The sequence below is a fragment of the Pseudoalteromonas byunsanensis genome (genome assembly GCF_001854475.1).
Lineage (GTDB): Bacteria > Pseudomonadota > Gammaproteobacteria > Enterobacterales > Alteromonadaceae > Pseudoalteromonas > Pseudoalteromonas byunsanensis.
Genome location: NZ_MNAN01000026.1, coordinates 480,472 through 506,669 on the forward strand (window position 1 = coordinate 480,472; position 26,198 = coordinate 506,669).

Here is a 26,198-nt window from a genome sequence, read left to right on the forward strand (position 1 = left end):
ATGTCCTCTTAGAGTGGGTATAAAGACTCACCTAGTAGGTGATTGATTTTTTGTTTACGGTGAAGTTCTGAGTGTTCAGCGCGCTGTTCACTCATGGTCTGTACGATTGCCGCCAAAGCTTCGGTGGTATCGAGTTTTTGTTGCTCCAGTTTCTGCTGCTGAACTTGCAAAGCGTGTTGTTGCAAAGCTATTGCTTGTATCTGATCAGCCATATCCTCATCAATTTTACCAAGTGCGCTGATCAGTCTTAAAACATCTTGCTCGAGTAAGTTGCTTTGGTGTGGCAGAGGGTACGAACGGTGAGGTGTGTTAATTTCAACGGTCATCTTCGCTCCTTAGGTTGAAAATGCGCGCAGATTCGCGATGCGGGGACGATTAGCAGCCGTGCCAACGAGCAGAAGCTTAACCCGCGTGCCTTTGGTAGCTGGGTCTTGCTCTGAAGATGGGGCAAAACTATGTACGTAATCATACTGTCGCCAGCCATTATCACTGCTGTGCTGTACACTTAAGGGCACGGTTAACCAGCTACCATCGTCCTGTTCAAGCTGTACTTCTACAGTGGCGCTATCTTGTAATACCGCCTCAAAACTTACCGTAAATCGACCGCCAACGCGGTAGCTGATCTGACGGCTGATGTAATCTGCACCAAGCATGACTTCGCCCGCCGCGCACTGGCTTCCCGCAAATAATACCGGGCTCAATGTGCTAGAACCTGATAATGTGGCGCGCACATTAACATTGCCGTTAAACTTCTTGGTTAGCTGCTGTGGCGTCCACTCTTGAATATTTTCTAGGGTAAAACTATCCGCACTACTGCCCCCCGTACCCGTTAGAGTGAAGTTCACCGATGTGTCTGAACTTGGTCTTTGCACAACGGCAAGCGCCATTAAATCAGAGGCTTGAGTAACTGATATATCACCCAAATTGACCGTACGTTGTGTGCTGGTAAACTTGGCAGCCTTAAGGTTAAAGGTCAGATCTTTATCCTGATGTGGTGTCCAAGTACTGGCGTTACTTGAAGACAGTAGTACCCCAACTTGATAAGGCTGACTGGTTACCCAACCATGTTGTTGGTCATATTTTCCAAGTTCGGCTATTGCCACTTCATGGGCTGCGCCATCGGTCAGTACCACAATGGCGTATTCTTGGCCAGACTGTAGTAGCACCGGTGTGAAGCTAAATAATGTGGCATCAGTCAAAGAAATAGCACTGCTTTGAACACGGCTTTGCGCCAACACGGTTTGCGTTGGAATACCTTGTACAACTTCACGAATTTGCACCTGTACTGACTCTTCTCCCTTGGCAGTAAAGAACAGCTCGACCGCGGCTATAAATCGGCTTTGCTGTAATGTGAAAGTTTGTGCCAGTGGGTCAAAGCGCTCGGTGGTAATGGTGGTAACCTGCGCCAGCGTTTCTGTGCGAATTTGACCACTACTAGTATAGGTGGCTGTCCCTCTTGAGCCGCCTTCACCTTGGAAAATAACGGATTTTGTACCCGCTGGGATCTGCACCTCGCTTTGCGGTGGTATGGTAAAGCGTCCTGTTAACTGACCACTTGAATCGGCTTGAACCATTAGATCTCCTCCGCGGTTAGTGTAATGCCATCGAACAATACAGATTCAAGTTGCTCTCCTGGGCCAAATCCTGAGATAGAGAACTGTACTGTCCGTGGGCGTAAAAATTCCACTTGCTGGGTTTGTACACCCACTCTTTGCGTCTCAACTCGTGTGCTAATTCTGCGAATACGACCACCGCCACGGTTGAAACGTCTCGTGATTGGGCTGCTCCAACGCTGTGTGGTGACTGTCCAGTGATCCACATTAGGCGATAAAGTAACCTCTGCTGGAACAGGCTCAAACGCTTGATAAGGGTTAACCTTCATTTGTCCTGTGCGTTTTGGCTGAGTCAGCACATCTTCAAGTTCATAGGGTAATAACTCAGTGCTACTTGCATTGAGCGTGCTGACGATGGCATCAACTGGCAGTGTTAGCTCACCATCAATAATGGCTGCGTTTTGTTCTTGGCCTTGGTCACGCAAGTCATCATCAAGAAATGGGTCCACAAACACCCCGTACTTACTTGCAGGGTCTTGGCTGTTGGCATCATTTCGCAATCGCTCAATGGCAAGCAATTGGTACAAATCACCTATCTGCCTTTGCATATTTTGTAAATCCAGCATGCTCAGAGAATGAATCGCAACAGACTCCACCCGCGGTACTGACTCACCCCAATATTGATAGACATATGCCAAGGGTAAATGCTGCTCAGGTACATGAGGTGGCTCTGGGTGTTCTAATACAGAGGCCCCTTTGATGCGTTTAACCTGCCCTTGCGCATTTAAAACTATCAAATCAATACGCGGTGAATATCGCTGATAATCGACACGAATTTGCTCTGGTAAAACCTCATTGCCACTGTCTATAAATGACTTATCAATGCTGTAGTGGGTACTGTTAAATGTGATTGGAACACTGGTGCCATGGGTATAAGTAACCTGATAGCTACTGCCAACAGGCGGGCGTTCACCCGCAAGTTTCCAAACAATATGATTGCCCTCAAACTCATAATCGTCATGTTCAACGTAAGTTTTATCTTGATAAGAGATCTGTTCGACCGTATCTACACTGGTATTTGGAAAACTGTCTTGAAGTTGGTCGCTACGCGTGAGCATCGCTACTTTACGCACCACCGCATAAACACGCTCAACTTGTTTAACCGGAGGGTAGTCAAATTTGATTGGCGAGCTGGCATCTTGTACATCACTTAACTCGGCTTTTTCGGTTTTGATGCTTTGTACATCAGGGTCATACAAAAATGAAACCGGCAGTGCTGTTGCATAGCTTAATTCAAACCCCGAAATATGCGCTTTGCCAGCCTGTAAGCTAAAGTGTTGGTTATTCTCAGCGGTTTTAATGTAGTGTAAGCCTAGTCCTTCAACGACATAATTGCCGCCATTAGACTCTCTATCATAGCGCGCCAGCGCACGTGTAATTGAATCTTGCTCTGGTGGAGCCTCCTTGATAACCAACACGCCCTGATTAATTTGATACACAGGATAAAACTCTGTGTTAGTACTTTGTGCCTGTGTTAATAACCCCCAGCGCGCAGTCACTTTTAGTCGTGCAGCGCCCGCTTCATTATAGTTTTGCGATAGCATTGGCGAGTTACCGCCCGCGGGGTCTCGTAGTTCACCGTCATCTTGCTCGGTAATAACCTCACTATCTAGCAATACACCAATGATCGCATCACCACTGGTGTCAAAGTCAAATGATCGCTCCGCAAGCTGACGCACTGCACCGCGAATGTAAACGGATGCTTGCGCAACACGAGCTTGTTGCGCTTCTATTCTGACCCCTCCGCCTGCGACAATATCACCATCTTTAAGTAGCGCATCGGCAACGCCCTTTAACTGATGACTAACCTGACATTGCACATCATTGAGTTCACGGCTTTGCAGCCCTTTACCAGCTCGAAATAGTATTTGCTCGTATTGTTTTGAGGCATCAAATTTTTGATAAAAATCTGGATGCTCTGCCACAATTTGATTGTATATATGTTCTTGCATAATGCTCCCTTAGAAGCTTATTACAAATTCAAAAGACTCACGTACCCCTTGGTCGCGATAAATCGCAGGGCGATGCTCTAACAGCAGCAAGGTGCCTTGTTGTTCGATGTCTTCTGGTTGAAAATACAACTGCCCTGAAGGAGTGCCGGCTTTAGGCACTGTCCCCACCATCAGACCCAACTCACGGATTGATTTTGATAACCCGTCATTAAAGTCGTAATTAAATTGGCAATAAAGGTGAGGGGTTGGATGATTGACGACTTTATAGCGACCATTAGGGACTTGTATTTCACCCTGTTCATCTGCTTCGCAATAAAGCACACGTGTGGCTTCGCGATAACCAAGAACGGAAGTGAGTTCTGTACTGGTACTGGGCTCAGAGGGCAACTGCGTATCCCACTCAATTGCGCCTTGACCCCAGGCTAAATAAATAGATTTTTGCTTTATCGCATTGGCGAGTTCTATGCGCCCAGCGCGGGTTAGTATAGCCACCCTGTACTCCTATCAATGTTCATTAATGTGTAAGTAACATGCATAAAAAAACCCGCCTAAGCGGGTTTTTCATTGCGTTTTTATCTGCGTTACTCGCCTATCCACAACGCGGTTTGTTGCTCTGATGCGAGTTTGCAAGCGCTAAATAGCTGCTCTTTGCTCACTTGTACAACATCATTATTTGCCAGTACCCAAGAGGTTAAACTCTGCTCTTCCATCACCAATAACTTGCGTGCCATGCGCTGTTGACTCAGCTCATCGGCGTCAAACATCATGCCATCAACTTCTACCGTTTGCTGCGCGAGCAACGCGCTACGTGATTGCTTAAAACGCTCGCGCTTAACCATGGCAATCTGTTCTTGTGAATGAGCTTCAGTTGCCGGGTAAAAACGTACCACGCAGGCGTCGTCATCATACTCAGTACGTGCTGGAGCTTGTTCAGTGCTCAAAGCTAAGTCAACCTCCACATACTCCTTACGATAGCAGGCTCTGCGCAGCGACATATCAATTTGTGGGGCCGCTGGCAGTTCTGGCACTTCCACCGCCTCACCTTCGCTCCCCTCATTAAGACTCGCATTGTATGCTAGCGCCTCTTGGCGTTGCTCTTGGGCTTCGACAACATCTAGCTCCCACTGCTGATAAGCCGCTGTATAAGCCGCTTGCTCCTGCTCAATGGCTTGTTGCAACGCCTGTTCGACCTGCTCCTGAGGATGGCGAAGTGCTATTTTGGTAAGTACATCTTCATAACTCATTTGTGGCTGTTCAAAAGTAGCTTCAACCTCCAAAGTGGTGCTGCTTGGAGATACTTGTTGCTCTGTTTGCTGAGCGTCAGGCACAGTTGTTTCGACCGCTGAAGCAGTCTGCTCGTTTGTTTGTTCCATAAAATTGTCCTTAGTGGCTGGCAATACCCAGCGGAAGTTGTGTGTGGTGGCAAAACACTTTGACTGTGTTGCCATTTAAATCGGTTTTGGTGTTTTCACCGTTGATGATTGGTATGGTTTGGTCATCGCCCCAGTTAAAGCTATCGCTGAAAAACTTAAATGAGTAATCCGTATTGGTGCGATATTTCAAACCAATATCATCTATTGACCAGTCAGCGTCGTTAAAAGGCACCGCCGTTGCTGTACTGTGCATTCGTTTTAATAGTCGACCTTTAAGCGGCCCGTCAATCAGACGATAAACGCCGTATGCCGTTTTCGGTTCTGTTGAACTCTCAGAAATATCAATTATCGGTTTTTTATCGTATTGCAGTTCAGTTCCGTTAAGCTGCAAATACAGCAAGCCATTTTTTTCTACTATTGTGCTTAGTATTTTAACCGCACTGGACGGCTCTTCTTGACTGTCTAGACTAAGCGGCGCATGCCTTGGCTCATCACCAGCCCTGTTGGTCCAAGTTAGTTTACTTGACGGATAGTGTTTGCCTATTTTGGTCACTACAAGCTCTTCTTGAAAGTGCGGACTATTCGCTCTAGTACCGATTGTTTTATTAAGACTAAATTGCAAACGGTTTCCGTAGTCTAATCGATGAGATTGTGTAGCGTATACGTTACTCATGCTGCCTTTGATTGATAACACGTTGTTTGGCTGAGTAAAGTTAGCTAGTGTTTGATAACTCAGTAAGGCTACAGAGCCATTCGAAATAACCCATGGATCTGTCGTGTTACTCACTACATCTACTTGTTGAGCACCCGACTGCCAAGATACACCGTCATCAAGCGTCCATATGACTTTAACATCTGAGCCATTCACTAATTTTCTATTCAGTTGCTTGCGTCCATCCTCTAGACTTGGTAACCACCGGCCAACAACGCCATCAGGGAATGTGGCCGCAATACGTTCTGGGTGACCGATTATGTCCACCCATGGAAGTGAGTCGAATTCAGCCGACAGCTTTTTGGAAAACACAATTTGAATCACATCAGTAGACGCAATCGGTTTATCCGCTTCAAAATAGATGTGTCTTGGCCCAGCTGAGCTTTCATCAAAAGCCACTGGGTATTTATCTTTATCTATTGTTGATATCCAACCCTGAGTTACGTTCAATACATGATATTGATCGAACCCAACGGGTGAGATAACAGAGCGACTACTTTCATAAAACTGGGTTACTTCTATAATTACTTTAAGCGTAGGATAGGTCTCTGAAACAACAATATCACGCTGTGATATGTCGATGTTCACCGTCGGATTCACTTTGCTGAAGTAAACCAGATCCTTTCCTCGCAATGTCCCTGATACGGCTTTACTTAACGCATCTTCTCGTAGTTGGTTTCTATCTAGCTTATTAGCATTTAGGCGTAAATCTTCAACTTGTCCTGCATAGATAGCATCGTGGTACTTATATTGATCAGGACGCCCCGAAAATGTAGCGCCCCGTGCTATTGAACCACCATTCGTTTGTGAACTATACAAAAAGCAATCTAGCGTGTTTTTGGGTGTTACAACATCTGCGTGATACCAGTATTGCTCTGACTGCGGTGCAGACTTAAACTGCAACATCGCTGTTCCCAACGGATTATAAACAGGATGAAAGGCACCTTGATTTAAACGTTGTACAAGAGCAATGGGGATTGCTTGGCAATGTGCTCTTTTACCCCATGCGCCATTATCCTTATCACGATATTTACTCACCCCAGTATAAGCCAACATACCATTATCTGGACCTATCGCTTCAACCGAAGGTAAAGACCCTTGCAAGCGTAAACAGTGTGGGTAAACATCTCGAATAACAGAGCTGTCGGTAACAGTGCCTACACTCAACGGCCCTTTCCATTGGGCTCCACATCCTTCTATCACCCTTATTCGATACCTAACTTGAAAATACGCCTTAGCTTCAGGGTCATAATAAATATTGTGTTCAGGATTTTTTAAAAACTTAACGCGGTTAGCATCTGAAAGTGTTGACCACTTTACGCCAAAGCCTTTGGTGTTTTGATCCCATTCACCGAAAGCTGAATAGCTTTGCGCGACGAGGTTGTTTAGCAGTGGTATATCTTGATATGTACTTGCACCAAATTGCATATTACCCAGCGGATACACCACATCTTTGTCAGCTATCTTTTCGTGCCAAGATTCTAAAAAGACTAAGTCTTTACGAGAGGTGATCACTTGCTCTGAACTTGGCAGCGTTTGCCAGCTATGAATAGTGACCTTTTGTCCAGCCTGAGGTAATGGAAGGCGAAAATATACGCCAGAACCCGAAAACTCTTGATTGATACGAACCGTTTGCGGGGTATTGGCTGCAACATTAAGCATTCTTATCAGCGGCGTATCACCTACCGTGCCATTCGCATCTCGCAATTCAACGGTCGTATCAATACTACTTGAAAATTTGATCTCAACCTGATGCTCACCTGCCGATGTTTTATTAGCAAAATATAATCCCCCCGCTGCGGTCTGCTCAACGTTAAACTCTTCCAAATTCACATCATAATTACCTGAATGAATGGCATTTGGGTGCTGATTTTTTTTCTCGTTAAACGCCTCAGCTGCACTGGCATGTTGCGTTACCTTGCCAGTTGCTGAGTCATAGATTTTGGTGCCATCTGGGGCCGATGGAAAGCGTATATCACACCAGTTGGTGTTTCTTGCAACATAGTCTATGCGTAATTCAACACCATCTACCAAAGCAACGGGGTATTTTGTGGCAGAATCCCCTTGTCCTGTAGAGCTCGAGTTAATGCCCATATACAGCAAACCATCGGTTTGCTCCCACATTCCTTGGTTTACAACTCGATGTGCACCGGCGCTGGCCCAATGCTGACCCCACTGGATAAAACCACTGCCCGCAAACTGCTGCTTACGTAACTTACGTAGCGCATCAAATTGAGCTTTGCTCATCACCTCTGGATGTGGACTAATTTTTTGTGCTTCACCTATCAAGCTTGGCAGTGTATCCACTTGATAGCTTTGGCCGCTAAAGTCTTTTAAGGTGACTTTACCGGTTTTGGTCTGCCAGTCATTAATGGCTTGATGATTACTTTTAATAAGCTCATGTGTTTGCGTGATATCGACCTTTACTTGGTCGATTTCATTAATACTCTCAACTACATCATTGGCCAGTTTTAAACTGGCATCAGTTTGCTCAGCGGCAGCTTGCTGCAACTGAGTAATTTGTGCTTCGATTGTCATTTCCCTTTCCTTTGTATGGCTTTATAGCCGTTGCTAAAAAGTCATACATCCAACGATTAAAATAGAAGGCTTAGTTTCGCTTCCAACAGACGAAATTCAACCATTGAACCAAAACGCGAGCGCGTTCGGGCATAAACTGTGGGCAAGGGTTATTAGCTTTGCCCACAATAACGACACTTTAACCAGATAACGGAAAAAATATCGGTCAAGTTTGCCCTGTGGGCAGTTGGTACTACCCACGCGTTTGGTTATGTCTCTATTTCACTCATTGTTTAGAAAAGAATTTTGCTAGTTAGTGACTGGCAATACCCAGTGGCAATAGGGTGTGATGGCAAAATACCTTCATTGTGTTGCCGTTAAGGTCGGTTTTAACATTCTCGTTGTCTATCACAGGGATAGTTTGGTCATCACCCCAATTTGTGATGGTGACTTTGCGATAATGCACCAAACCAGTCGCTACCGAGACCATATTGCCATGCTGGTCAGCCACTAAATCACCAGCTTGTAGGTAACTGTCATAACTTGAAGTTCCGAAGTTTCGTACCTTTTGATACACGCCTTGCATATGGCTTGTCGCTATCTTGATGTAAGCTTTGTCATCAACAAGACCCACTTTATCGCTGCCTAAAACTAACGTGGGCTCGATGTTATCCAGTTGCAACTGGGCACCATGAAACTGCATATATAATAAACCTCTGTAATTTGTGATGCTCGGCAGTGCTTTGCAAGCATAAGCGCCTTTGACACCACCCAAAGACGGCGGCACTGCGTGCTGTGGAAATTCATCTTTAATCAACTTTTCATCAAGCAAGTTTTTAGCGTTAAGAGGAACATAGGTATTGCTGGTATACGACACTGTTGTGGCAATACTAGATGTTAATGACTGCTGTAATCGAGCGCCAAAATTGCTGCGTGCGTCATTGCCAAGCCAAACATCCCCAACTGCTCCTAACACCTGTGAATTAACTGCTGGCGCAGTAAAGCCCGCATCAGCACAATAATAAATAAGTTGAACACGCGCCGCTTCAACAGGAGACACATAGGCGTTTTTTGTACTGTTAATAGCCAAACTACCCGAACTCCAGCTACTGCCATCATCCAGTGACATTGCCCAAGTTAAGGGCTGACTTGCTTTTCGATTGAGCTTGAAGTCTTGACTGCCACCATTTGGTAACTGTGGGATCCACTGACCGACCACGCCGTCGGGGAAAGTCTCTGCTATTCGCTCTGGGTGGCCGATAATATCGACCCAAGGGAGTGAGTCAAATTCTGCTGACAATTCCACCGCATCTATTAAGTAAACGTCTATTTTTGTACCTATTGGAAATAAGCTATCTATTTCGTCCATAGCCATTTGTCTTTGTGGCGTTATCACGGAACCATTAACGTCATCAGGGATCCATGGCAAAAAGTAATGTTCATTATTTTCATAAGCACCATGGACGATAGAAGCAGAAATTAATTCCTTTCCATTATCTCCCTTATATAGTACCCAGCTCCCGTTGGGTTTATGTCTTCCTGTTTTATAGCCATTAAACCCTTTGCTCGTTGCACCTATTGATGAGTCACTCACATTAAAAATAAGCCGCCATGGTGAGGGGTTCACTGAACTTGTACCTTGATACCTAGTGTTACTTTGTTTGGTAAATGAGATAAACTTCTCTATTTTGGTGAACAGATTGCTATCTTTACCCCGCAATGTACCAGCAACCGCTTTACGTATTGTTTCTTCACGAAGTTGATTTACATCTTGCTTATTGGCGTTTAAGCGTAAATCTTCTACTTGACCTGAGTAAATGGTATCGTGATATTTATCACTCCATGGACGTATTCCGTTATAGCCACTACTAAAGCCAATTTTGCCGGTTTCTCCATATCGACCTACTCTAAAAGGCTCTCCATAGTCTGCTGATTGTACAAAACACTCTAACGCAGAAGTGATATTTGAGCCATTCAATATACCTGACAAGCTTGTGGTTGAAGTCACCGTTCCGTTAACCGATTTTATTGCCGGTGAAGCAGTGCCACTGGGGTTATAGACTGGATGAAAAACCCCTTGGTTTAGGCGTTGAACGAGGGCGATTGGAACAGCACGTGCGGTATTGTTGTGAGACACATACTCCCCAAAATTGCGCTGGATCCAGACGTGAGCATCTGCTTCGGCGTTTATATTCGCCGTAGGCAAAGAAGTCCACGCTTTGTTGTGATAGAAATTATTGCCATCAACTGAGTAATCTTCATTATTTATTCTTGCACCTCGAACAGCAATTCGCTCTGCATTTGGACCATATCGGTAACCCATTATTACTGCGTCAAAATTTGCTCTAACGGTATTTGGCGTCCAATTGTCTCCTTTACCCTCCACAACACGAATACGATACCGCACCTGAATATAGGCTTTGGCTTCTGGGTCGTAGTAAATGTTATGCTGAGGATTTTTTAAAAACTTAACGCGATTAACATCAGAAAGTGTTGACCATTTGACGCCATAGCCTTTGGTACTGCTATCCCATTGGCCGAACGCTGAATAACCTTGAGCAACAAGCGTATTGGCAAGGGTAATGCCCTCGTAGGCGCTAGCGCCATACTGTACATTGCCCAGCGGATACACCACATCTTTATCAGCAATTTTTTCATGCCAAGACTCTAAAAAGACCAAGTCTTTGCGCGAGGTAACAACTTGTTCGGTTACAGGCATTGCCGATACATTATTGATCTGTAGTACGTTGCCTGGGGCATTGTCATGCTCAAACCAGATGTAGTGAGCACTATGATCAGCAATATACTCAACCGTGTATCGCCCCATTCCTTTATCTGTCAGCAAGGTTTTGATGTTTTGATGGCCTAAGTTTGATGATGAGTAGCGAAGTGTTTTAACCTGCCCTGATGTCACACTAAACTCAAAACGCACCCGAGTACCAACAGGAAAGTTAAGCCCGACTTCATTAATGGCAGCCGCTGGATATTGGTTGCCCGTTGATACGCTTTGTAAGCTACCATCAACAATACTTAGCTCTGAAGATGTGCTGTAGGTTTTCCATCCAGTGGTGTCCCCTAAACGTAGTGAGCCATTAACGAACTGCCCTTCAAACGCACTGGCTGGACTGTCATGTTCAGTCAATATACCCTTTGCAGAGTCATAAGTTTTGCTGCCATCGGGGGCAGGTGGAAACTTCAAAAGGTTTTGCGTCGATGCATGTGCCACTTTAGATACATGGTGAATCACATTATCTACTAAAACTTTTGGATACAATGAACTAGAAATACCGTCATGGGCATTGGATGACGCTTCCCCCATAATTATAGCGTTGATGTTGGTTTGAGAAATATATTGCCATATCCCAACGTTGACATTTTTTGTTGCAGTTCCTCGGTTATGTCTTCCCCACTCAACAAACCCTGAGCCTGCATATTGCTGCTTACGCATTTCACGCAGTGCATCAAACTGGGCCTTAGTCATCACCTCAGGGTGTGGGTTGATTTTTTGTGCCTCACCAATCAGGCTTGGCAAAGTATCAACTTGATAGCTTTGACCGTTTAAGTCTTTTAAGGTGACTTTACCGGTTTTGGTTTGCCAATCATTAATCGCCTGATGGTTGTCTTTGATAAGCGTATGAGTTGCAGCCATATTTTGGGCAACGGTGTCGATTTCCGTTAACCCTGCGGTGATCTCACCGGTTAGCTTAGAATATTCGGCGGTCTGTTCGGCCACCAGCTTATTAATATCGGCAATTTTTGATTCTAAAGTCATATTGATTCCTTATAAGCCAGCTTTTCGAAGGCGTAAATTGAGCAGCATATTTTGATGTGCTTGTTTAATGAGGTTTTTACTTTGCAGGGTTTGTGCGTAGGTCATGGTAAGCAGCTCTTCGGTTAGAAAGATATTGGCGTTGTTAACCCCGACCGAACAGGTCACATTTTGGCTGGGTAAAGTCGATACATTGAGGGTAAATACTTCCAACCAAGCCGCATCGGCGGCCTTGTAGTTCAGCTGCTCGTTGGCGACACTGTAGAGCGCCACTAAGGTGGAATCTGACCAAATACCCACTTCTTTGACTGGGTATTCACTCGGGCCGTCGAATAAAGCACTAAAGCGCAGTTGGTTGCTGTTTAAAATCTCTGCACCACCAATGAGCACTTTTTGTTGCTCGTTGCGCAGCGCAGTTTGGGTGGCACTGGGGGTATAGCTTTGATCACCCGCCGATACATGGGTGATTGCCATGCTAATACCCTGTTGCGAGGCACTGAGTAACTTACTCAGGCCTTGCTCAGTCCACACTACAGGGGTAAATGTGGTTGGGTTGCTCATAGTTTGTTCCAATAAAGGTTGGCAACTTAATTCAGTTGCATGATGACAAAGGTAAGAAAACGCTAGCTAAAGTCAGTGAAGATAGGCCGGCCGTTGAAATTAACTGGATGACGTGCCGTTGAGGTTTAACCGGCCAAAGTTTAAGCGCCCTGTACTGGCACCAGAAAAGGCAAGAGATGGTACATTCAATGTACGTACGTGGTTAACCTGTACGCGACACAGTTGTTGCGATTGCCACTGCGCGTTTTGCCAGCGATCATGCCACGGGCCAAGCCACACTCGTTGCGCAAGCGTTCGCTGATAAGCGTGAATGCGACCATGCACCAAAGTTGTCGGTAATTTGGAAGGCTCACTGGTGGTTAAGCAGTAGCGACCCTCTTCTAACTTATCTAGGTGTTCACTGATCTGGCTGCGTTTGCGCTGATGACCAAAAGCGATTTGCTCTGGGCTGGCATCATGGGTTACCTGCAAGGTACGACCAAAACTGGCCTTAACCAATTGATTGTCTTGATGAGTAAACACCACACCAGAGTAATCACTAAGAATATGGCCAAATCTACATCGTGGCCCTGATAGTGTCTGGTTACGAATATCGTAATCGTGATAAACACGTGTCAACTGGCTACGTGCTGGGGCAGATAACTGCGCGAGCTTAACCACTTTGGCCAACCTATCATCACCGGGGATATCGCCGCTGTCTATTTGATAGGTGTAATAGTGTCGCTCTGGCGGTGTATTTTCTATTTGAGCTTTATTCAACTCGAGCCAGCCGAGCGCCGTTGTTAAACTTTTCGGCGTACCGCGAATTCGCTGCCATGCGATACCATCTTTGAGGGTTTTCCTTAAGTCCTGACTATAGGGCAAAATGCTTTCAAGGCCATACTCCCACACTAACCACATGAGCTGCGCATCATGTGGATGCGCTTTGTTACTGGTAAGCTGCTTAATGGCATTACTATATTCATCGACCGAAAACTGGCTGCGTAAGCCTTTTAGTTGCAGCGGACTATGATTGGGGGGTAACAGTTGTTGCATCACTACCTCATGTGCGTAATGTGAGCGTTATATTCCCCGGCACAGCACACTGGGCATGGCTCATTTTTTGTAAACCCGAAGGGCTGTGAATATCAACATGCCGCACCCCTTTTTTATGCAGCTGAGCGGCTATCCAACTGGGCGCTAAATCCCACTCCAATCGTGCTTGCTGTTGCCAAGCGGTACGAAGGGCGCTTTCTAGTTCATCAAACACCGAACGTGGCGTGTCATCTTGGAGATAAACATCTGCTGTGACGTCAATCTCAACCAATTGCGCCGAGTTAATCTCGAGTTTGTCAGTCAACATTTTTACCGCATCATCGGTAACCGCTGTTTTTACTTTCTCAAGCGTTGCTGCAGCCTTGGTTAGGTCCTTAGCTAAGATGGTGATGATCACCTCGCCATTGCCAGGGCTAAATACCGACACATCGTTAATGTCGCTGGGCGCGGCATTAATTGCGTGATTGCGATAGTGCTCCGCACTGCCTGCGGTGCTGGACGCTATGGTATTGTTTCGAATTCGTGTGCGATATTCATCATCAGACTCGTTCGCCACACGTTCTACGCCATAAAAAGCACCTAAGTGCTCTAAATCAGTGCTTTTAGCAAACGCCAGTAAATTTGACTGCGCCGCTTCGTTGATCCTTTGGCGTAGTAATAGTTCTTGATAACTCTCTACCTGCAACCAAACATTAAGGGGATCACTTTCAAGTTCAAGCGCCTGAGCAAACTCAGGCGCCAGCGAGATAAAACGCGCTTTGCGTGTTTCATAAATATCTTCAAAAGAGAGTGATTCGATAATGTTGGGGTCAGGGAGTTTGCTTAAATCGATATGGGTACTCATCGATCAGACTCCTAAGGTTTGACTCAACCAATGGTTAAGGGCTGAAATACTGTGTGTTTATAAAACTGAATTAGTTTATTGTGGTACGTAAGCATCGAATTCAAGCGCTTCAAAGACAAAGCGATATGATGCACCAATGCGCTCAAGCCCCGCATTGAGTCGCTGCGCGGTAATTAGATAGTTGCCACTGAGCTCAAAACAACCTTGCATAGTGAGTACTCCATTAACGACATTTGCCACAAAACGCATGTCATCCACCGGTTGCTCTGCGTTAACAACCCGTTCGACCATCACCATTAACTGGGTATCTGGCAAGTCGCTCACATGGGCACTGAGCGTGAAGGCTTGACCTCTTGGCAACCACCAGATGTTACCCACCAACTGCGCATGTTCGCAGGCCACCTCGACATTTGAGAGCACCGCCTTCGACAAGCGAGGTTTAACTTGCTTACACCAACGGTCATTTCCCGCATACACCGCTACCTCATGCTCGTTTAGCTTTGGGGGGGCCATAGGTGTTGAACGGGCAGGACGAAAACTATCATGCTCTAAAACTTGCATTCCTGCATATTGACGCTGTTCATCATATAAATAAACTGTTTGCATTTATTACTCCGCTATAATGCCGTATTTGAGATACGAACCATTTGGGCTTGGCATGTTCTCTAATACCATCTCTGTGTTTGGGTCAACCGTTAGTTCTGCAAAACCATTTGCTGTATGTAACACATCACCCTCAAAAAGTGGATTGTCAAACACCAAAGTCGCAGAGCTCAATATGGGCACTTTTAAATTGGTATTAGGGTAACTAATACCTGCAACTTGTGGTTGTAAAAATAGTTCGGTAAATCTTGCGCCTTGTGCGTAAACACCACCATTGTCAACCGTCAGTTCGGAGGAAATGCTTGATAATATATGGTTCACCGGATAGCCATTAACCCTGCTGCTGTCGACCTTGGGACCATTATCATTGACTAAGCGCATCGCCGCCAACACCTGACCATGGGAGTTTGAATTATTTGTTTTTGTAGATAGGTAGGTCATACAAAACGCACTGTCTGTAACAACCGCGGTAGTATCTAAATAACTGTTTGATACAGAGCCCGTATATGCATCAAATAAACTAAAATGCCCTCTGTCGACTAACGTATTTGTGCTCAATTCACACGTTCGATAGTAAACGATTTCACGTTGTCGCCTATGAACAATAAATAAATGCGTGCTGTTAGCACAAAGTGACATGCCAGGAATAGCACTTAGCTCTTCCTCTTCGGGAAACGGAGATACCCCAGCGGCGCCACGGCCTCCAATCATCTGCCAACTAAGTCCATCTTCAGATTTGAGAAGGTTGGTCGTCACACTTTGCAGAGTCTTTGTAGCAGGGTTAGGAAACACAATATAAAAAGCGCTTCCAGCGTACAAAATTTGCATCCGCTGCATATAGCCTCTGAAGATTGAAGATGTCTCGCTGTATTTACTCTGGGGCAAGTCGGTAAAATGCTGCAAAGATATAAATTGCCAGCTCCGACCATGATCTTTAGACACCCTAACACCATAGCCACCAGGTTCTGTGGTACCTAACGCTACAAATGTTTGCTGTTCATCACTCGCACACCGTGTCCGAGAGAGAGTTAACACCGGCTCTGGTTCGCGATCAGGGAACCCATGCGGTTGATAATTAACCCCATCAACACTGGTAAAATAATCTATACCTGCATCAGTGTGAATTGTACTTGACGCAAACCGGAGCAGTCCTTCATTGCCTTTTGTAGGCACCGTATTGTTGGGCTGAACAATATTGCTGTTGTTCAAATTGTTAAAGGTATAACTGCCATATGCCAACGTTCTGGGGATCAACTTCGATAATTCAGGATAATTGGCGCGTTTCACCACTCGCCCATCCATGGGTAAAACGTTGTCTGGCATTAAATGATTTTTACTGTATTCAACTATTGTACCGACTGGCATCCCTAATGCGTTGGGTAAAGCGCTTACCGCTGTTGCTTCAGACATATTGTAGTTCCCATTGTTTTTCGCTGTTGAGAATAAAAGTTAAGGTACAATGCGTATCAAATTGCACCGAATCGTTTTCTATCATCTGACCTTTTTTAATCATCTTAATAGTTTCACTTGCTTCACCATGTACTCGAATGGTGGGCTGCGCGGCCATCGCTTTTGACACCACCACTGCGGTTCCTTGCGTTAAGTTCGTCACTGAGGGTAAATAGAAGGTATTGCTGGCTGTTATGTAATGTTTACCATTAGCATCCAATACCCCGTTAGAGATAACCGTTCGCTTTTCTGAGTGCTGTGAGATGTTCCCACTGTGGTAAACAGTTTGATTTTTATATGAAAACCCGCTATCGCTGACTTTAATGCCGCTGTTATATGGGTATTCTCCAGTTCCCATATACGCGTATGAGCCAGCTCCATTACCATTAGGGCTGTACACGCCTAAGCCGCCTACTAGCTGCGCTCCTGTATTACTCCAAACACGAACGCCAATAGCATTTGGCGTATCAGCCAGTTTACAGTTCCAGCTACGCCCAAGCGTTGCAAATACATCGCCTGCGAATGTCCCGCCCGTTACCTCTGCCGCACTGGGCTTGTTGCCTGTGTGGTAAACGCGTTGATTGTAGTTGGCACCTGCGTATAGCTCCCCTCTAACCTTTATACTGGCATTAAACCAGTGGCTCGGCCTATCCGTGTCATAATGACAGAAATCAGGGTTTTGCGAACCAATGTGAAGCGCACCAGAATTAGTTTGAATTTTGACCGAGTCGTTGCTTCCTTTTGCGAGCTGAGTTCTTGAGTTTTGCAAATAAATGCTACTGCGAAATTGCACCCAAGTTCTTTGGTAATGCATTTTCATGGCCCAGTTATCGGGTATGTTGTCCTCCCCCAAGTTACCCATGCCGATATAGGAGTAGCCATTACCGATATAGCTAAGATGAAGTGATGCATCTCCATAAATGCGAGCCGACTCACCCAAGGAGATACCTGCGGCTTGTTCACTGTTATCACTCCCAACATTGGTGCTATCCAATGTCAGCCAAGGGTTGTTTTTAGTGATAGTGATGTCTGTATTTTCAGCTAATGCGCCTATTTCGCTTGGGGTGGGTTTATTGCTTGTATGATAAACGCGCTGGTCGTTAGAGGGCCCCGCATATATCTCGCCACTGACAAGAATATTTTTGTTAAACCAATGAGCTGATCTGTCCGTTTTATAATGACAATAACTGTAGTTTTGTGCGCCAATATCTACAAAACCATAATTAGTTTGAAGCCTTAATGAGTTACTCGTCCCTTTACCTATTTTAGTTTCAGAGTCTTGTATGTGAATTGAACTTCTAAAACGCACCCAGCTATTTTGGTAATGCATTTGCATCGTCCAGTTATCGGGTATGTTGTCCTCCCCCATGCTGCCCATGCCAATATAGGAGTAACCATTGCCGATATAGCTAAGATGAAGTGATGCGCCTCCATAAACTCGACCTGACTCACCCAAGGAGATACCTGCGACTTGTTCGTTGATATAACTCCCAGTATTGGGGCTATCCAATGTCAGCCATGGATTGTTTTTAGTGATGGTGATGTCTGTATTTTCAGCTAATGCGCCTATTTCAGTCGGTGCAGGTTTGTTGTATGTGGTGTATGCATTTTCATAAAAATCAAAGGGTTTTGCACGGCCACTTTTTTGAGTTGCTATCTGACAATAGAGACTGTAAACGTAATCAGAGCTGTGAGCAGTAGTGAAATGCGGCTTGCCATTGATAACAGAAACATTTGGCCGATTTGACGCTATTCCGTATGAGTAAATAACGCTCGAATTCCACTCACCATCTTCTTTGTGGAATCTGGCAACTAAATTAGTCTGCGTCAATGTGTTTTGAGTCGTGCAAAAAACTAAAATATCCGATGCATCAGGCGGCAAATCTGGAAACTCACGCGGAGTGTTGTTGTTCATGACTAAATCAAAAGAACGCGTCATAAAGTAGTCTGACTGATGACTCACCCTGTTGCCAAGGCCATGCATTACCATCTCTTGGCGTACTTTATTGTCTCCCGCTGCTGCAGCTTTCGGTGTAACAACTAAGTCCGCACTTTCCCCTGTGAGCACATCATCATCTTCGCAAAGTCGCTTATCAGTCAGTATGTTACTGCCGTTTAGCGCCATGGCATTTTCAAAAATGATTGAGCTATCAAAATCGAGTGAATCCGCAACTTCACTATTGAGCGCGATATTGTCCTTTATATCAAAATAGTCGAGGCCAAACGGTGTAAACGTCCCAACTCCATTGCATGTGACATAATTGTGCTCTGGCGCTGAAAAATGGAACTCAACACCACCATATTTTTTGCCGTTATACATAAACGTGCACAATTTTGCGGCGTTTTTATGCCCGATTGTTTTTATGAACCCCCTCATTCTATCTGAGTTGTACACATAGCCAACCGCCACATCTGCAATCACAGGGCTGATGATGTTATTAACTCTATGAAATGAGAGCCTGCAATGCGTCCATGAGTCCCAGCCCCATTTCGTAACCTTCAATTCGCACAACGCGATTACGCTTCGTCTGAATGGTTTTGTTTGCACCTGACTAGACAAGTTCACAGCAATGTTTTTTGAGTGTGTGCGCGCCTCCAGCGGCATAATCGCGCGGGTGAAAATTTGCTCGCTCACCCACTCCTTGGTGGCATAGATCATCGACGGATCGATTTTCTCACTAAGAACCTGACCGTCAATAACATCAATAACGGCTTTAATCCCAAGTTCTGCGGCAGCATTGTCCGCTGAGGCAGGTTTGTAAGTTTCAGGATATTTAATGATGGCAAAGGCTTTACCGTCATCGGTGTAAAATGCGGCTTCACGAACATAAAAGCCACCTTCACTGGCAGGCACAACTCCCACAACTTCCACCAAAGGTTGCTCTGGCAATTGTTTTAGATAATTAACGTCGCTGCGGTAAACAGGCTGGCGTAGGTCTGTGTCATGTTCAGAAATACTACCCTGTCCTACCGCAAACTCGCTCAGATGAATAGATTGTTTATTGGCAATGGCGGCCAGCACTTTTTCACGACCAGCAGCGGTTAGCTTGGTCCAATATTGTGTATTTGACATATATAACTACTTGTAAGATTAAGAAAGTGGAAAAATCGTGGTCATGGTTGAGGAGCAAAACACTCCTGTAGTAGCAACCCCCAAATTCCCCTGCAAATGCATTTGTATGCTGTAATCGACCGACTTGCGTTTAACGCTGTCTATTCTTCTGCGGGTTTCTTGGATTAAGGGTAAATCAATACCTTGATTAGAGACGTACACATCAACATGAAATGTTCCAGCCTCACGCATCGGGCTATGCTCAAACCACTCGGTGATCTGTGCCCCTAAGTTAAATGGTTGCAGTGCTTTGGTGATTGCATAGCGAGTCCCTAAGTGACGATGCTGATCAAAGCTGTTGGCGACCACCTGACGCTTTAAATCTAATGACCACTGCTCATCCCACTCTTGAACGCTCTGACTCCATGCAAGCCAAGGTAATAATGGCTCCGGACAAGTCTGTGGCGTCCATAACGTTGCAATATCCTCTACCCCATTGTTGAGCGACGTCAGTAACTGATTTGAGACTTGTTGCAAAGTACTTTGCAGTTCGCTACCTCGCAGAAGTCCACTCATATCAGCACCTCAAAGGTGAGGTTATCTAAACCGTTTTGGCACCAAGCGACTTCGTCATCAGCAACGATAATATTGTCTTGCGGTGAAACCAACTCAACTTCTTCTACACCAGCTTGGTGTAACATGGCAAAAAGTGCAGAACGCTTAATATGTTTACCCAAGCCACTACGTTCGGCTAGGTAATCAGTGACTTTATCAATCACTTGTTGCTTTACCTGTGCGTGTCCTGGGCCTAACTCCAATTTTACATGCGCTTGTAAGTCAAACACCTTAACCTTCGTGGGTACAATTTCTACGCGGTCGCCAATAGGGCGTACTTTTTGCGCTTCAAGTATTTCAGACACCGAACTTTGATCGCCCTGTTTTAAGCCAAAGGTGTATTCCAGCTTATTTATGAGCTCAGTAGAGGGCTGGCCGTCAGCTGATTCATTACTCAAAATCGTCAGTACAATATGGCATGGTGAAGGGCTATTAACACGCACATCCTTCACTCTCGGGTCTGCCGTGAGCGTATGATAGATATAACTTTTTTCTGTACCTGCCGTATTAAGACTATGAAATGCCAATTGCACCCGCTCACGCAAACGTTGATCGCTTTCGCCCTCTAAGCGCGCAACCTGATAACGGCTGGCAATATGTTCCAGATCACTGCCAGTGGCACTGCTGAGCATGGTAGATTTAGCCGCATCATTGACTCGCGCGCGCAATAGCATGGCTTGATAAGCGTAGCTATTGAGCAATTGCGTCAACGGTTCTGATTCCAAAGACAGCACTTCTGCCAAGTCAGGGCTACGCGCAATTAGGTCTTGTTTGAGTGTGCTCAGTAGCTGCTCATAATCTACTTTTTCCAACACATCAGGTGGTGGTAATTTAGATAAATCAATAAGTTGAGATTTTGACATGGGTCTTCTTAGGTAACGGATATAATGGATAACAAAAAGCGAAGCGCAAACAAATATGGCGCGATGGTTCTTTCGTGTTCTGGTGAGTATGGGGCACAGAGATCGATACAAAGTGAAGCCGTATGGCCACCAAACCAGAACAAAAAAATGGGCATAAGGTGATAACCTCATGCCCTCTTAGTACGGGAAAGATTACTTTTTCAATTTAGCGAAATAGTAGCAAGTATTTAGAAATGAAAACGGTCAACTTTGACCGTTTTATATTGGATAAGAAAATAACCATCACAGAAGGCCATTTATCGTTGGTAGCCTTGTTGTATATCGTGCAATCATATTTGATTGGATGTATTCACCAAGCTCTTATATTGAAATCTTAATACGTAAGGTCAAGTGATGCTTTGATTCTCAGTAAACAAAGGCTGAGTCTAACCCAGCCATATTCACTAATGGTTGTATGCATTTACATAAAGTAAAATAGGAGACTGCCGCCTCACATTTTGCTAGCAATGTGATATTAGCTTTGTTTTAAGATTTGGCTTACACCTTGCGCACGTGCACAAATTTCGCTCATTACCTGTGCCTGACCTTTCACTTGATAAGGGAACTCAAGAGTGCCATCTGTCATTTGCTGTTCAATATTGCCAATCGCTGCCTTTAACGACTCAGTAGAGGCACGCATTTCTGCAAGACTTTGTGCTTGGCTTAGCTTGTTTATAAAGCCACTAAGCTCATTGAGTAAAATATGCGTGGTATCTGAGGTGGTACCAAGTAATGAGGCATTGTCTGCAACCTGTTGGTTGATGTTGCCTCGAACAAATTGCTTTTGTTGTTTTTCTAAAATAGCTGCTTGTTGTTGCTGTGAAACTAACCCTGCGACATTTGTTTCCATCTTCATACTCCTTATAAAGTTTCTAGTTCTGAGCGAATGATTTCTATATCACCATGTTTATACAAACGACCATTGCCGACACGCATCGTATCGACAGAAATGGTCAAGTAATACTGATTAGAAAAGCTTAAGCGGCCATAAATATATCCGTCAGCGCCTTTGTATACGTGAGGAGCATGTGTACCAACAACATCAACATTGATGACATTCTCTACAGCTTTGTAGCAATAGCCGACCATAGTCGCATCAACAGCCTTTCCTTCGCCGTATGCATAACCTTTAATGTGCAAGTGAAACATTGCATGGTCCGCATCAGCCTTAAACGGAAGCTTAAAATGTAAGTGTGTTGCCCCTGTATCATTGGTAAAGAAGTTTGCAACATTAATTGCACGGGAGCCGTAGCCACCATCTCCAATTACCGAAAGTTGGTTTAATTTACTATCAACTTTATTGTTAGTACTCGCAATTAAAGAGTCTACTTCCGCACTCTTACTTGCAACTTTCGCATCTATATCAACGATTTTATTATCTACAACTGTGGTGAGGTCATTCGAGGCCTCAATTAATTTGGCAATATCTTGTTCTAAAGCCATTTTGTTCTCCAACTAATGGTTTGCCATACTGCGAAATTGGCAGGTTTTAAAATAAAAAAACCAGCTATAAAGCGCTGTGACATTCGTATAAGAGGTCCTGACCTGCGTCAGGATGACGAAAGGCGCACATTGAGCACGCCTCGCCGCCCAAAATAGGCCATCCTGAATAACGTCACCCTGAATTTATATCAGGATTATTTCAGGGTATCTTCAGAGTCTCATACGATGGGTATTGCGCTATAAAGCAGGTTTTATGTGGTTTGAAATGATTTATTCAGGTTTTGGATAGCGTGCTTTAATGGCACTACGTGCTGCAAGCCAAGCTGTTTTTGCCGCTTCTGCTTCTGCACTGTCTTTGCCAAACTCTGCTTGCGCAGCTAAGTAGTCAAATGCTAAACCATCAGACTCACACTGATATGCGTAGGTTCTGGCATGTTGACACTGTGCTTCAAGCTGTGCTTGTTTTGCTTGTGCAAGTAGTGCAGGAATGTCTGTTTTTGATATCCCTAAATCTAGCAACGTTTTTTCGTCCGCTGGCACATTTACTAACTCATTACCTGCCACGGTTAATTTATTTAATAACATGATCTTTCCTTCTCTTGATTATTCAGTCACTGGCGGTGTGTATGGATGGTTTACGTATGGAATAGTATTGGCGATTGGTGCTTTACGTGCTGCAAACTCTATTGGCTTTACAAACCATCGTACTGTCCAGTCACCTTGCGCACTTGAATAAGTATCGCGGCGCTCCATATCACTACCATCGTGGAAATCCACATCACCTTGCCAATTTTTAGTAATGCGATAGGTTAAACCGCCACCACGCAGATACAGGCCACTTCGTGTACAGTGCCATGGGCCCAAACTGCCATCTTCGCCGCCCCCATAAAAGCTTTTCGCTGGATCCATTTTTTCTGCATAACACTGTAGACGGTAATCAACGTGACTCACGGTGTTATTGTACCTCTCATGAAAACGCTTGATATTCATATAATTAGCGTCACCACTCCATGCTGATGCATTACCTTCTAGTTCCAATAGCAAGGCTGCTTGGTGAGCAGATGTCGAATTAAGCGGCCGCTCACTTACACCGCCGTTCCAAGCGTAGTTTCTGTGAATGGTTAATTTTCCGGTACCAAAACTGTTATCAGGAAATTTCCACCATACTGGATATAAATAATCCTTTGAACCGCCTATGGTGATGGTTTGTACATAGCGACTTTCTGGGGTTGCGTCCTGAATGAACTGATCTACCTGCGCTTCTTTTGCTTTAACGCGGTTATCCAGTTCAACCATTTTGTTATCGATTACGGTTGCTTTGCTATCAACCATGTTTGTGAGCTCGTCTGCACGGTCGACGAGTTTTGCGATATCTTGTTCTAATGCCATGTTAAAAGTCCTGTTATTTGAAAATTCCCGCATCCATCAGAGCAAACTTTTGCTTGAGGTGGCGGACCATGTTACCGATTTGCGCTGCGCCTAACTTGGCAAGCTCAGGGGCTATCAGAATGTTGAGGTTGACGCCTTGGTCAATCACGGTGACTGAATCAGCAGGCACCCCGGTTAACACCAAGTCAAACGCCAGCAGCAAGTCCACTTCGGCTGATTTATATGCGATGGGTTTGTCTGGGTTTGAATAAACCGCAAATAAAGTGCCGTCTTCCAGATAGAAACCGACTTCGTTCACCCAAAAATTGTGACTGCTGTCGTCAATCACACTCATATGAATTTGCGCGGTGCCTTTGTCTTCACCGCTGGCAACGGAAATACGATGCACCTCTGATTGCAACGCACTGCGGCTTTGATCAGGGGTATAGTTACCCGTCCCTAAACCGATTTTGTTAATTTTGGCTTGAAAACCATTTTTATCTGAATTAAACACCGCCTCTAATCCTGCGGTGGTTATGGTTGGCCGTAAGATTGTGCTCACTGCACTTACTCCTTTTTACGATAGAAATAAAAGCAGTTACACGGCATGACCTGTGGTCAATTACACCTGAATTTGAGTGCCGCTAGGCGATGTGTGTGAGTAAACCAAATGTCTGCTGCCAAGTGGTAACTACTTAGTTGGATGTAAATAAAAGCGCCCAACGCTCATGCGTCGGTTATTTAGATGTACAAGCGCTTGCAGCCCAGCACAGAGCCTGCCTTCAACTGCCTGCGTGTAACCATGTTGTCGGTTTACACCAAAACGCCTTTGACTCACCACCGTTAAACCAGCTGTTATTTCACTGGGCGCGGCTTTTACTGGTACGGTATCGTAGTTAAATCGACCTACTTGCAAGGCGCTACTGGTTGATGCAACCGCTAAAGCGCTGTTCATCTTTATGCCGACTAAAAAATCAAAGTGGGCACGCTGTGGCTTGGTATGATTGGTCACGCGATAAATGTCATCATACAACTGCTTGGAAAGCGTGACGCTCTGGCTGGTGTACGCACTTTCATTGGCCCACGCAATAAAAGTGAATGTATTTGGCTCTTTACTATGTATTGGTACCAGTACAGCATCATCAACATCCTCAAACCACTCGAAAAACTCCATCACCACACCCAGTGATGCTAAAGCGCGCTTTACAGCTCCCACTGTTCCTTTATGCTTGTGAATGGCCACCGAGTTTTGAATAAGCGTTCGTTTTGCCTCTATTGGCCATTGTTCATCCCATTCATCTACTGATAGACTCCATGCGAGCCAAGGTAGCAACGACTCTGGACAGGTTGCTGGGTGCCAATGATTTGCTACATACTCAGGAATTGACTTGCTAGTACTAAAGTGGCTTGCGCGCTCATGTGCTTGCTCAAACTTGCTGGCGTTTGGCGCAAGTAATGACTTAAACTCATCAACCGCTTGTGTTTTTGACATCAGTCACTCCTACAAATATTCAATACTAATTGAATCTGCTATGGCTGCTTGGTCAATCAAGCAGCTTATGTCATCGACGGGTGTTATTAATTTCACTTTGCGTACACCTGCTTGATGTAACATATCAATGATCCCTGATTGCGGCACTTCTTGCCCCAATTTGTAATGCTCAGCGATAAAGGTCTTTAACTTGCTATTAATTTGTTCGTCTACCTTCGCTCTATCGGCGATTTCATTGAGGTAAACTTGGGCTTTAACCTGATATTTTTTTGGCACCACTTGATGCACGCGAACCAAATCTGTAAGTGGCCTAATATCTTCATCGTTTAAATGAGTTCGAACTTGACTGATCACTTCGATGGGATCAGTACCTTGCTGAGGAAGCACCTTGACATCCACGACCCCCGGTTGACTCGAATAGACGTAAACATCTTTTACATCTTGCGTTGCTGCCATGGTTTGGTATTCATATGCTCCCATAGTACCTGCCATGCTGTGGCTTTCTAGTGAAAGTGGGATGCGTGCGCGATAGCGCTCATCACTTTCATTTTCAGAACGTTGCACGCCAAAAAGCACACCCAAATGATCTAGGTCTTTGCCTTTTGCATAAGCAACCATTACTGAACGTGCCGCATCATTGATGCGCTGGCGCAACAGTAGTTCTCTGGTCGCGGCAATTTCTAGCAGCTTGGTAGCTGGGTCAGACTCAAGCTGTGAGTACGTAGGCATTGCCTCTAATAGCGCGCTTTGCATTTGCTGATAAATGGTTTCAAATTCTAAGCTTTCAATCACATCTGGCACCGCCAAGCGTGATAGCTCAATTGCATTGTTCACAGATTACTCCTTAAATGGAAAACTCGGTGCCGTGTGCTTGATTTTGCACACAAATGAGAGAATA

General features: G+C 45.0%; 22 protein-coding genes. All 22 read right to left on the reverse strand.

Features of this window, described 5'->3' with window-relative positions; all coding sequences use genetic code 11:
• Positions 1 to 8 precede the first annotated feature (8 nt).
• The 22 genes from BIW53_RS05725 to BIW53_RS05830 all read right to left on the reverse strand — a co-directional run bounded on the left by BIW53_RS05725 (position 9) and on the right by BIW53_RS05830 (position 26,134).
• The gene (locus tag BIW53_RS05725; RefSeq protein ID WP_070990901.1) at positions 9 to 326 is read right to left on the reverse strand and encodes a hypothetical protein; all 318 of its coding nucleotides are present in this window, start codon (positions 324 to 326) and stop codon (positions 9 to 11) included.
• A 9-nt stretch (positions 327 to 335) separates the two neighbouring features.
• Entirely contained in the window at positions 336 to 1,574 is a 1,239-nt protein-coding gene (locus BIW53_RS05730) for a hypothetical protein (protein ID WP_070990902.1), read from the reverse strand.
• Complete coding sequence (locus tag BIW53_RS05735) at positions 1,574 to 3,565, reverse strand: DUF4815 domain-containing protein (protein WP_070990903.1); 1,992 nt, start codon at positions 3,563 to 3,565, stop codon at positions 1,574 to 1,576. Before BIW53_RS05735 ends, BIW53_RS05730 begins: the two co-directional genes overlap by 1 nt.
• A gap of 9 nt (positions 3,566 to 3,574) precedes the next feature.
• Complete coding sequence (locus BIW53_RS05740; RefSeq protein ID WP_070990904.1) at positions 3,575 to 4,057, reverse strand: hypothetical protein; 483 nt, start codon at positions 4,055 to 4,057, stop codon at positions 3,575 to 3,577.
• Positions 4,058 to 4,146: 89 nt separating this feature from the next.
• Positions 4,147 to 4,938, reverse strand: coding sequence for a DUF4376 domain-containing protein (locus BIW53_RS05745; protein WP_070990905.1), 792 nt, complete (start codon positions 4,936 to 4,938; stop codon positions 4,147 to 4,149).
• 10 nt (positions 4,939 to 4,948) lie between these two features.
• The gene (locus BIW53_RS05750) at positions 4,949 to 8,188 is read right to left on the reverse strand and encodes a hypothetical protein (protein WP_070990906.1); all 3,240 of its coding nucleotides are present in this window, start codon (positions 8,186 to 8,188) and stop codon (positions 4,949 to 4,951) included.
• 292 nt (positions 8,189 to 8,480) lie between these two features.
• Positions 8,481 to 11,939, reverse strand: a complete 3,459-nt coding sequence (locus BIW53_RS05755; RefSeq protein WP_070990907.1) for a hypothetical protein — start codon at positions 11,937 to 11,939, stop codon at positions 8,481 to 8,483.
• 9 nt (positions 11,940 to 11,948) lie between these two features.
• The gene (locus tag BIW53_RS05760) at positions 11,949 to 12,497 is read right to left on the reverse strand and encodes a phage tail-collar fiber domain-containing protein (RefSeq protein ID WP_070990908.1); all 549 of its coding nucleotides are present in this window, start codon (positions 12,495 to 12,497) and stop codon (positions 11,949 to 11,951) included.
• Between the two features lie 99 nt (positions 12,498 to 12,596).
• Positions 12,597 to 13,532, reverse strand: a complete 936-nt coding sequence (locus BIW53_RS05765) for a phage tail protein (RefSeq protein ID WP_070990909.1) — start codon at positions 13,530 to 13,532, stop codon at positions 12,597 to 12,599.
• A gap of 7 nt (positions 13,533 to 13,539) precedes the next feature.
• The gene (locus tag BIW53_RS05770; RefSeq protein WP_070990910.1) at positions 13,540 to 14,376 is read right to left on the reverse strand and encodes a baseplate assembly protein; all 837 of its coding nucleotides are present in this window, start codon (positions 14,374 to 14,376) and stop codon (positions 13,540 to 13,542) included.
• A gap of 75 nt (positions 14,377 to 14,451) precedes the next feature.
• Entirely contained in the window at positions 14,452 to 14,982 is a 531-nt protein-coding gene (locus BIW53_RS05775; protein ID WP_070990911.1) for a hypothetical protein, read from the reverse strand.
• A gap of 3 nt (positions 14,983 to 14,985) precedes the next feature.
• Entirely contained in the window at positions 14,986 to 16,389 is a 1,404-nt protein-coding gene (locus tag BIW53_RS05780; RefSeq protein WP_070990912.1) for a hypothetical protein, read from the reverse strand.
• Entirely contained in the window at positions 16,382 to 19,501 is a 3,120-nt protein-coding gene (locus BIW53_RS05785; protein WP_070990913.1) for a phage tail-collar fiber domain-containing protein, read from the reverse strand. The genes BIW53_RS05780 and BIW53_RS05785 overlap by 8 nt, the downstream gene beginning before the upstream one ends.
• Before the next feature lie 18 nt (positions 19,502 to 19,519).
• Complete coding sequence (locus BIW53_RS05790; RefSeq protein ID WP_070990914.1) at positions 19,520 to 20,056, reverse strand: phage tail protein I; 537 nt, start codon at positions 20,054 to 20,056, stop codon at positions 19,520 to 19,522.
• Positions 20,053 to 20,958, reverse strand: a complete 906-nt coding sequence (locus tag BIW53_RS05795; protein WP_070990915.1) for a baseplate assembly protein — start codon at positions 20,956 to 20,958, stop codon at positions 20,053 to 20,055. Before BIW53_RS05795 ends, BIW53_RS05790 begins: the two co-directional genes overlap by 4 nt.
• Positions 20,959 to 21,472: 514 nt before the next feature.
• Positions 21,473 to 21,847, reverse strand: a complete 375-nt coding sequence (locus BIW53_RS05800; protein ID WP_070990916.1) for a hypothetical protein — start codon at positions 21,845 to 21,847, stop codon at positions 21,473 to 21,475.
• Positions 21,848 to 21,858: 11 nt separating this feature from the next.
• Entirely contained in the window at positions 21,859 to 22,440 is a 582-nt protein-coding gene (locus BIW53_RS05805) for a hypothetical protein (protein WP_070990917.1), read from the reverse strand.
• Positions 22,441 to 22,710: 270 nt separating this feature from the next.
• Entirely contained in the window at positions 22,711 to 23,025 is a 315-nt protein-coding gene (locus tag BIW53_RS05810) for a hypothetical protein (RefSeq protein WP_070990918.1), read from the reverse strand.
• Positions 23,026 to 23,043: 18 nt separating this feature from the next.
• Entirely contained in the window at positions 23,044 to 23,829 is a 786-nt protein-coding gene (locus BIW53_RS05815; protein ID WP_070990919.1) for a phage tail protein, read from the reverse strand.
• Positions 23,830 to 23,842: 13 nt separating this feature from the next.
• Positions 23,843 to 24,370, reverse strand: a complete 528-nt coding sequence (locus BIW53_RS05820; protein ID WP_070990920.1) for a phage tail-collar fiber domain-containing protein — start codon at positions 24,368 to 24,370, stop codon at positions 23,843 to 23,845.
• Between the two features lie 129 nt (positions 24,371 to 24,499).
• A complete protein-coding gene (locus tag BIW53_RS05825) occupies positions 24,500 to 25,300 on the reverse strand; it encodes a phage tail protein I (RefSeq protein ID WP_070990921.1) in 801 nt (266 codons plus the stop codon).
• Between the two features lie 9 nt (positions 25,301 to 25,309).
• On the reverse strand, positions 25,310 to 26,134 hold the full coding sequence (locus BIW53_RS05830) for a baseplate assembly protein (protein WP_070990922.1): 825 nt from the start codon (positions 26,132 to 26,134) through the stop codon (positions 25,310 to 25,312).
• Between the last annotated feature and the right edge of the window lie 64 nt (positions 26,135 to 26,198).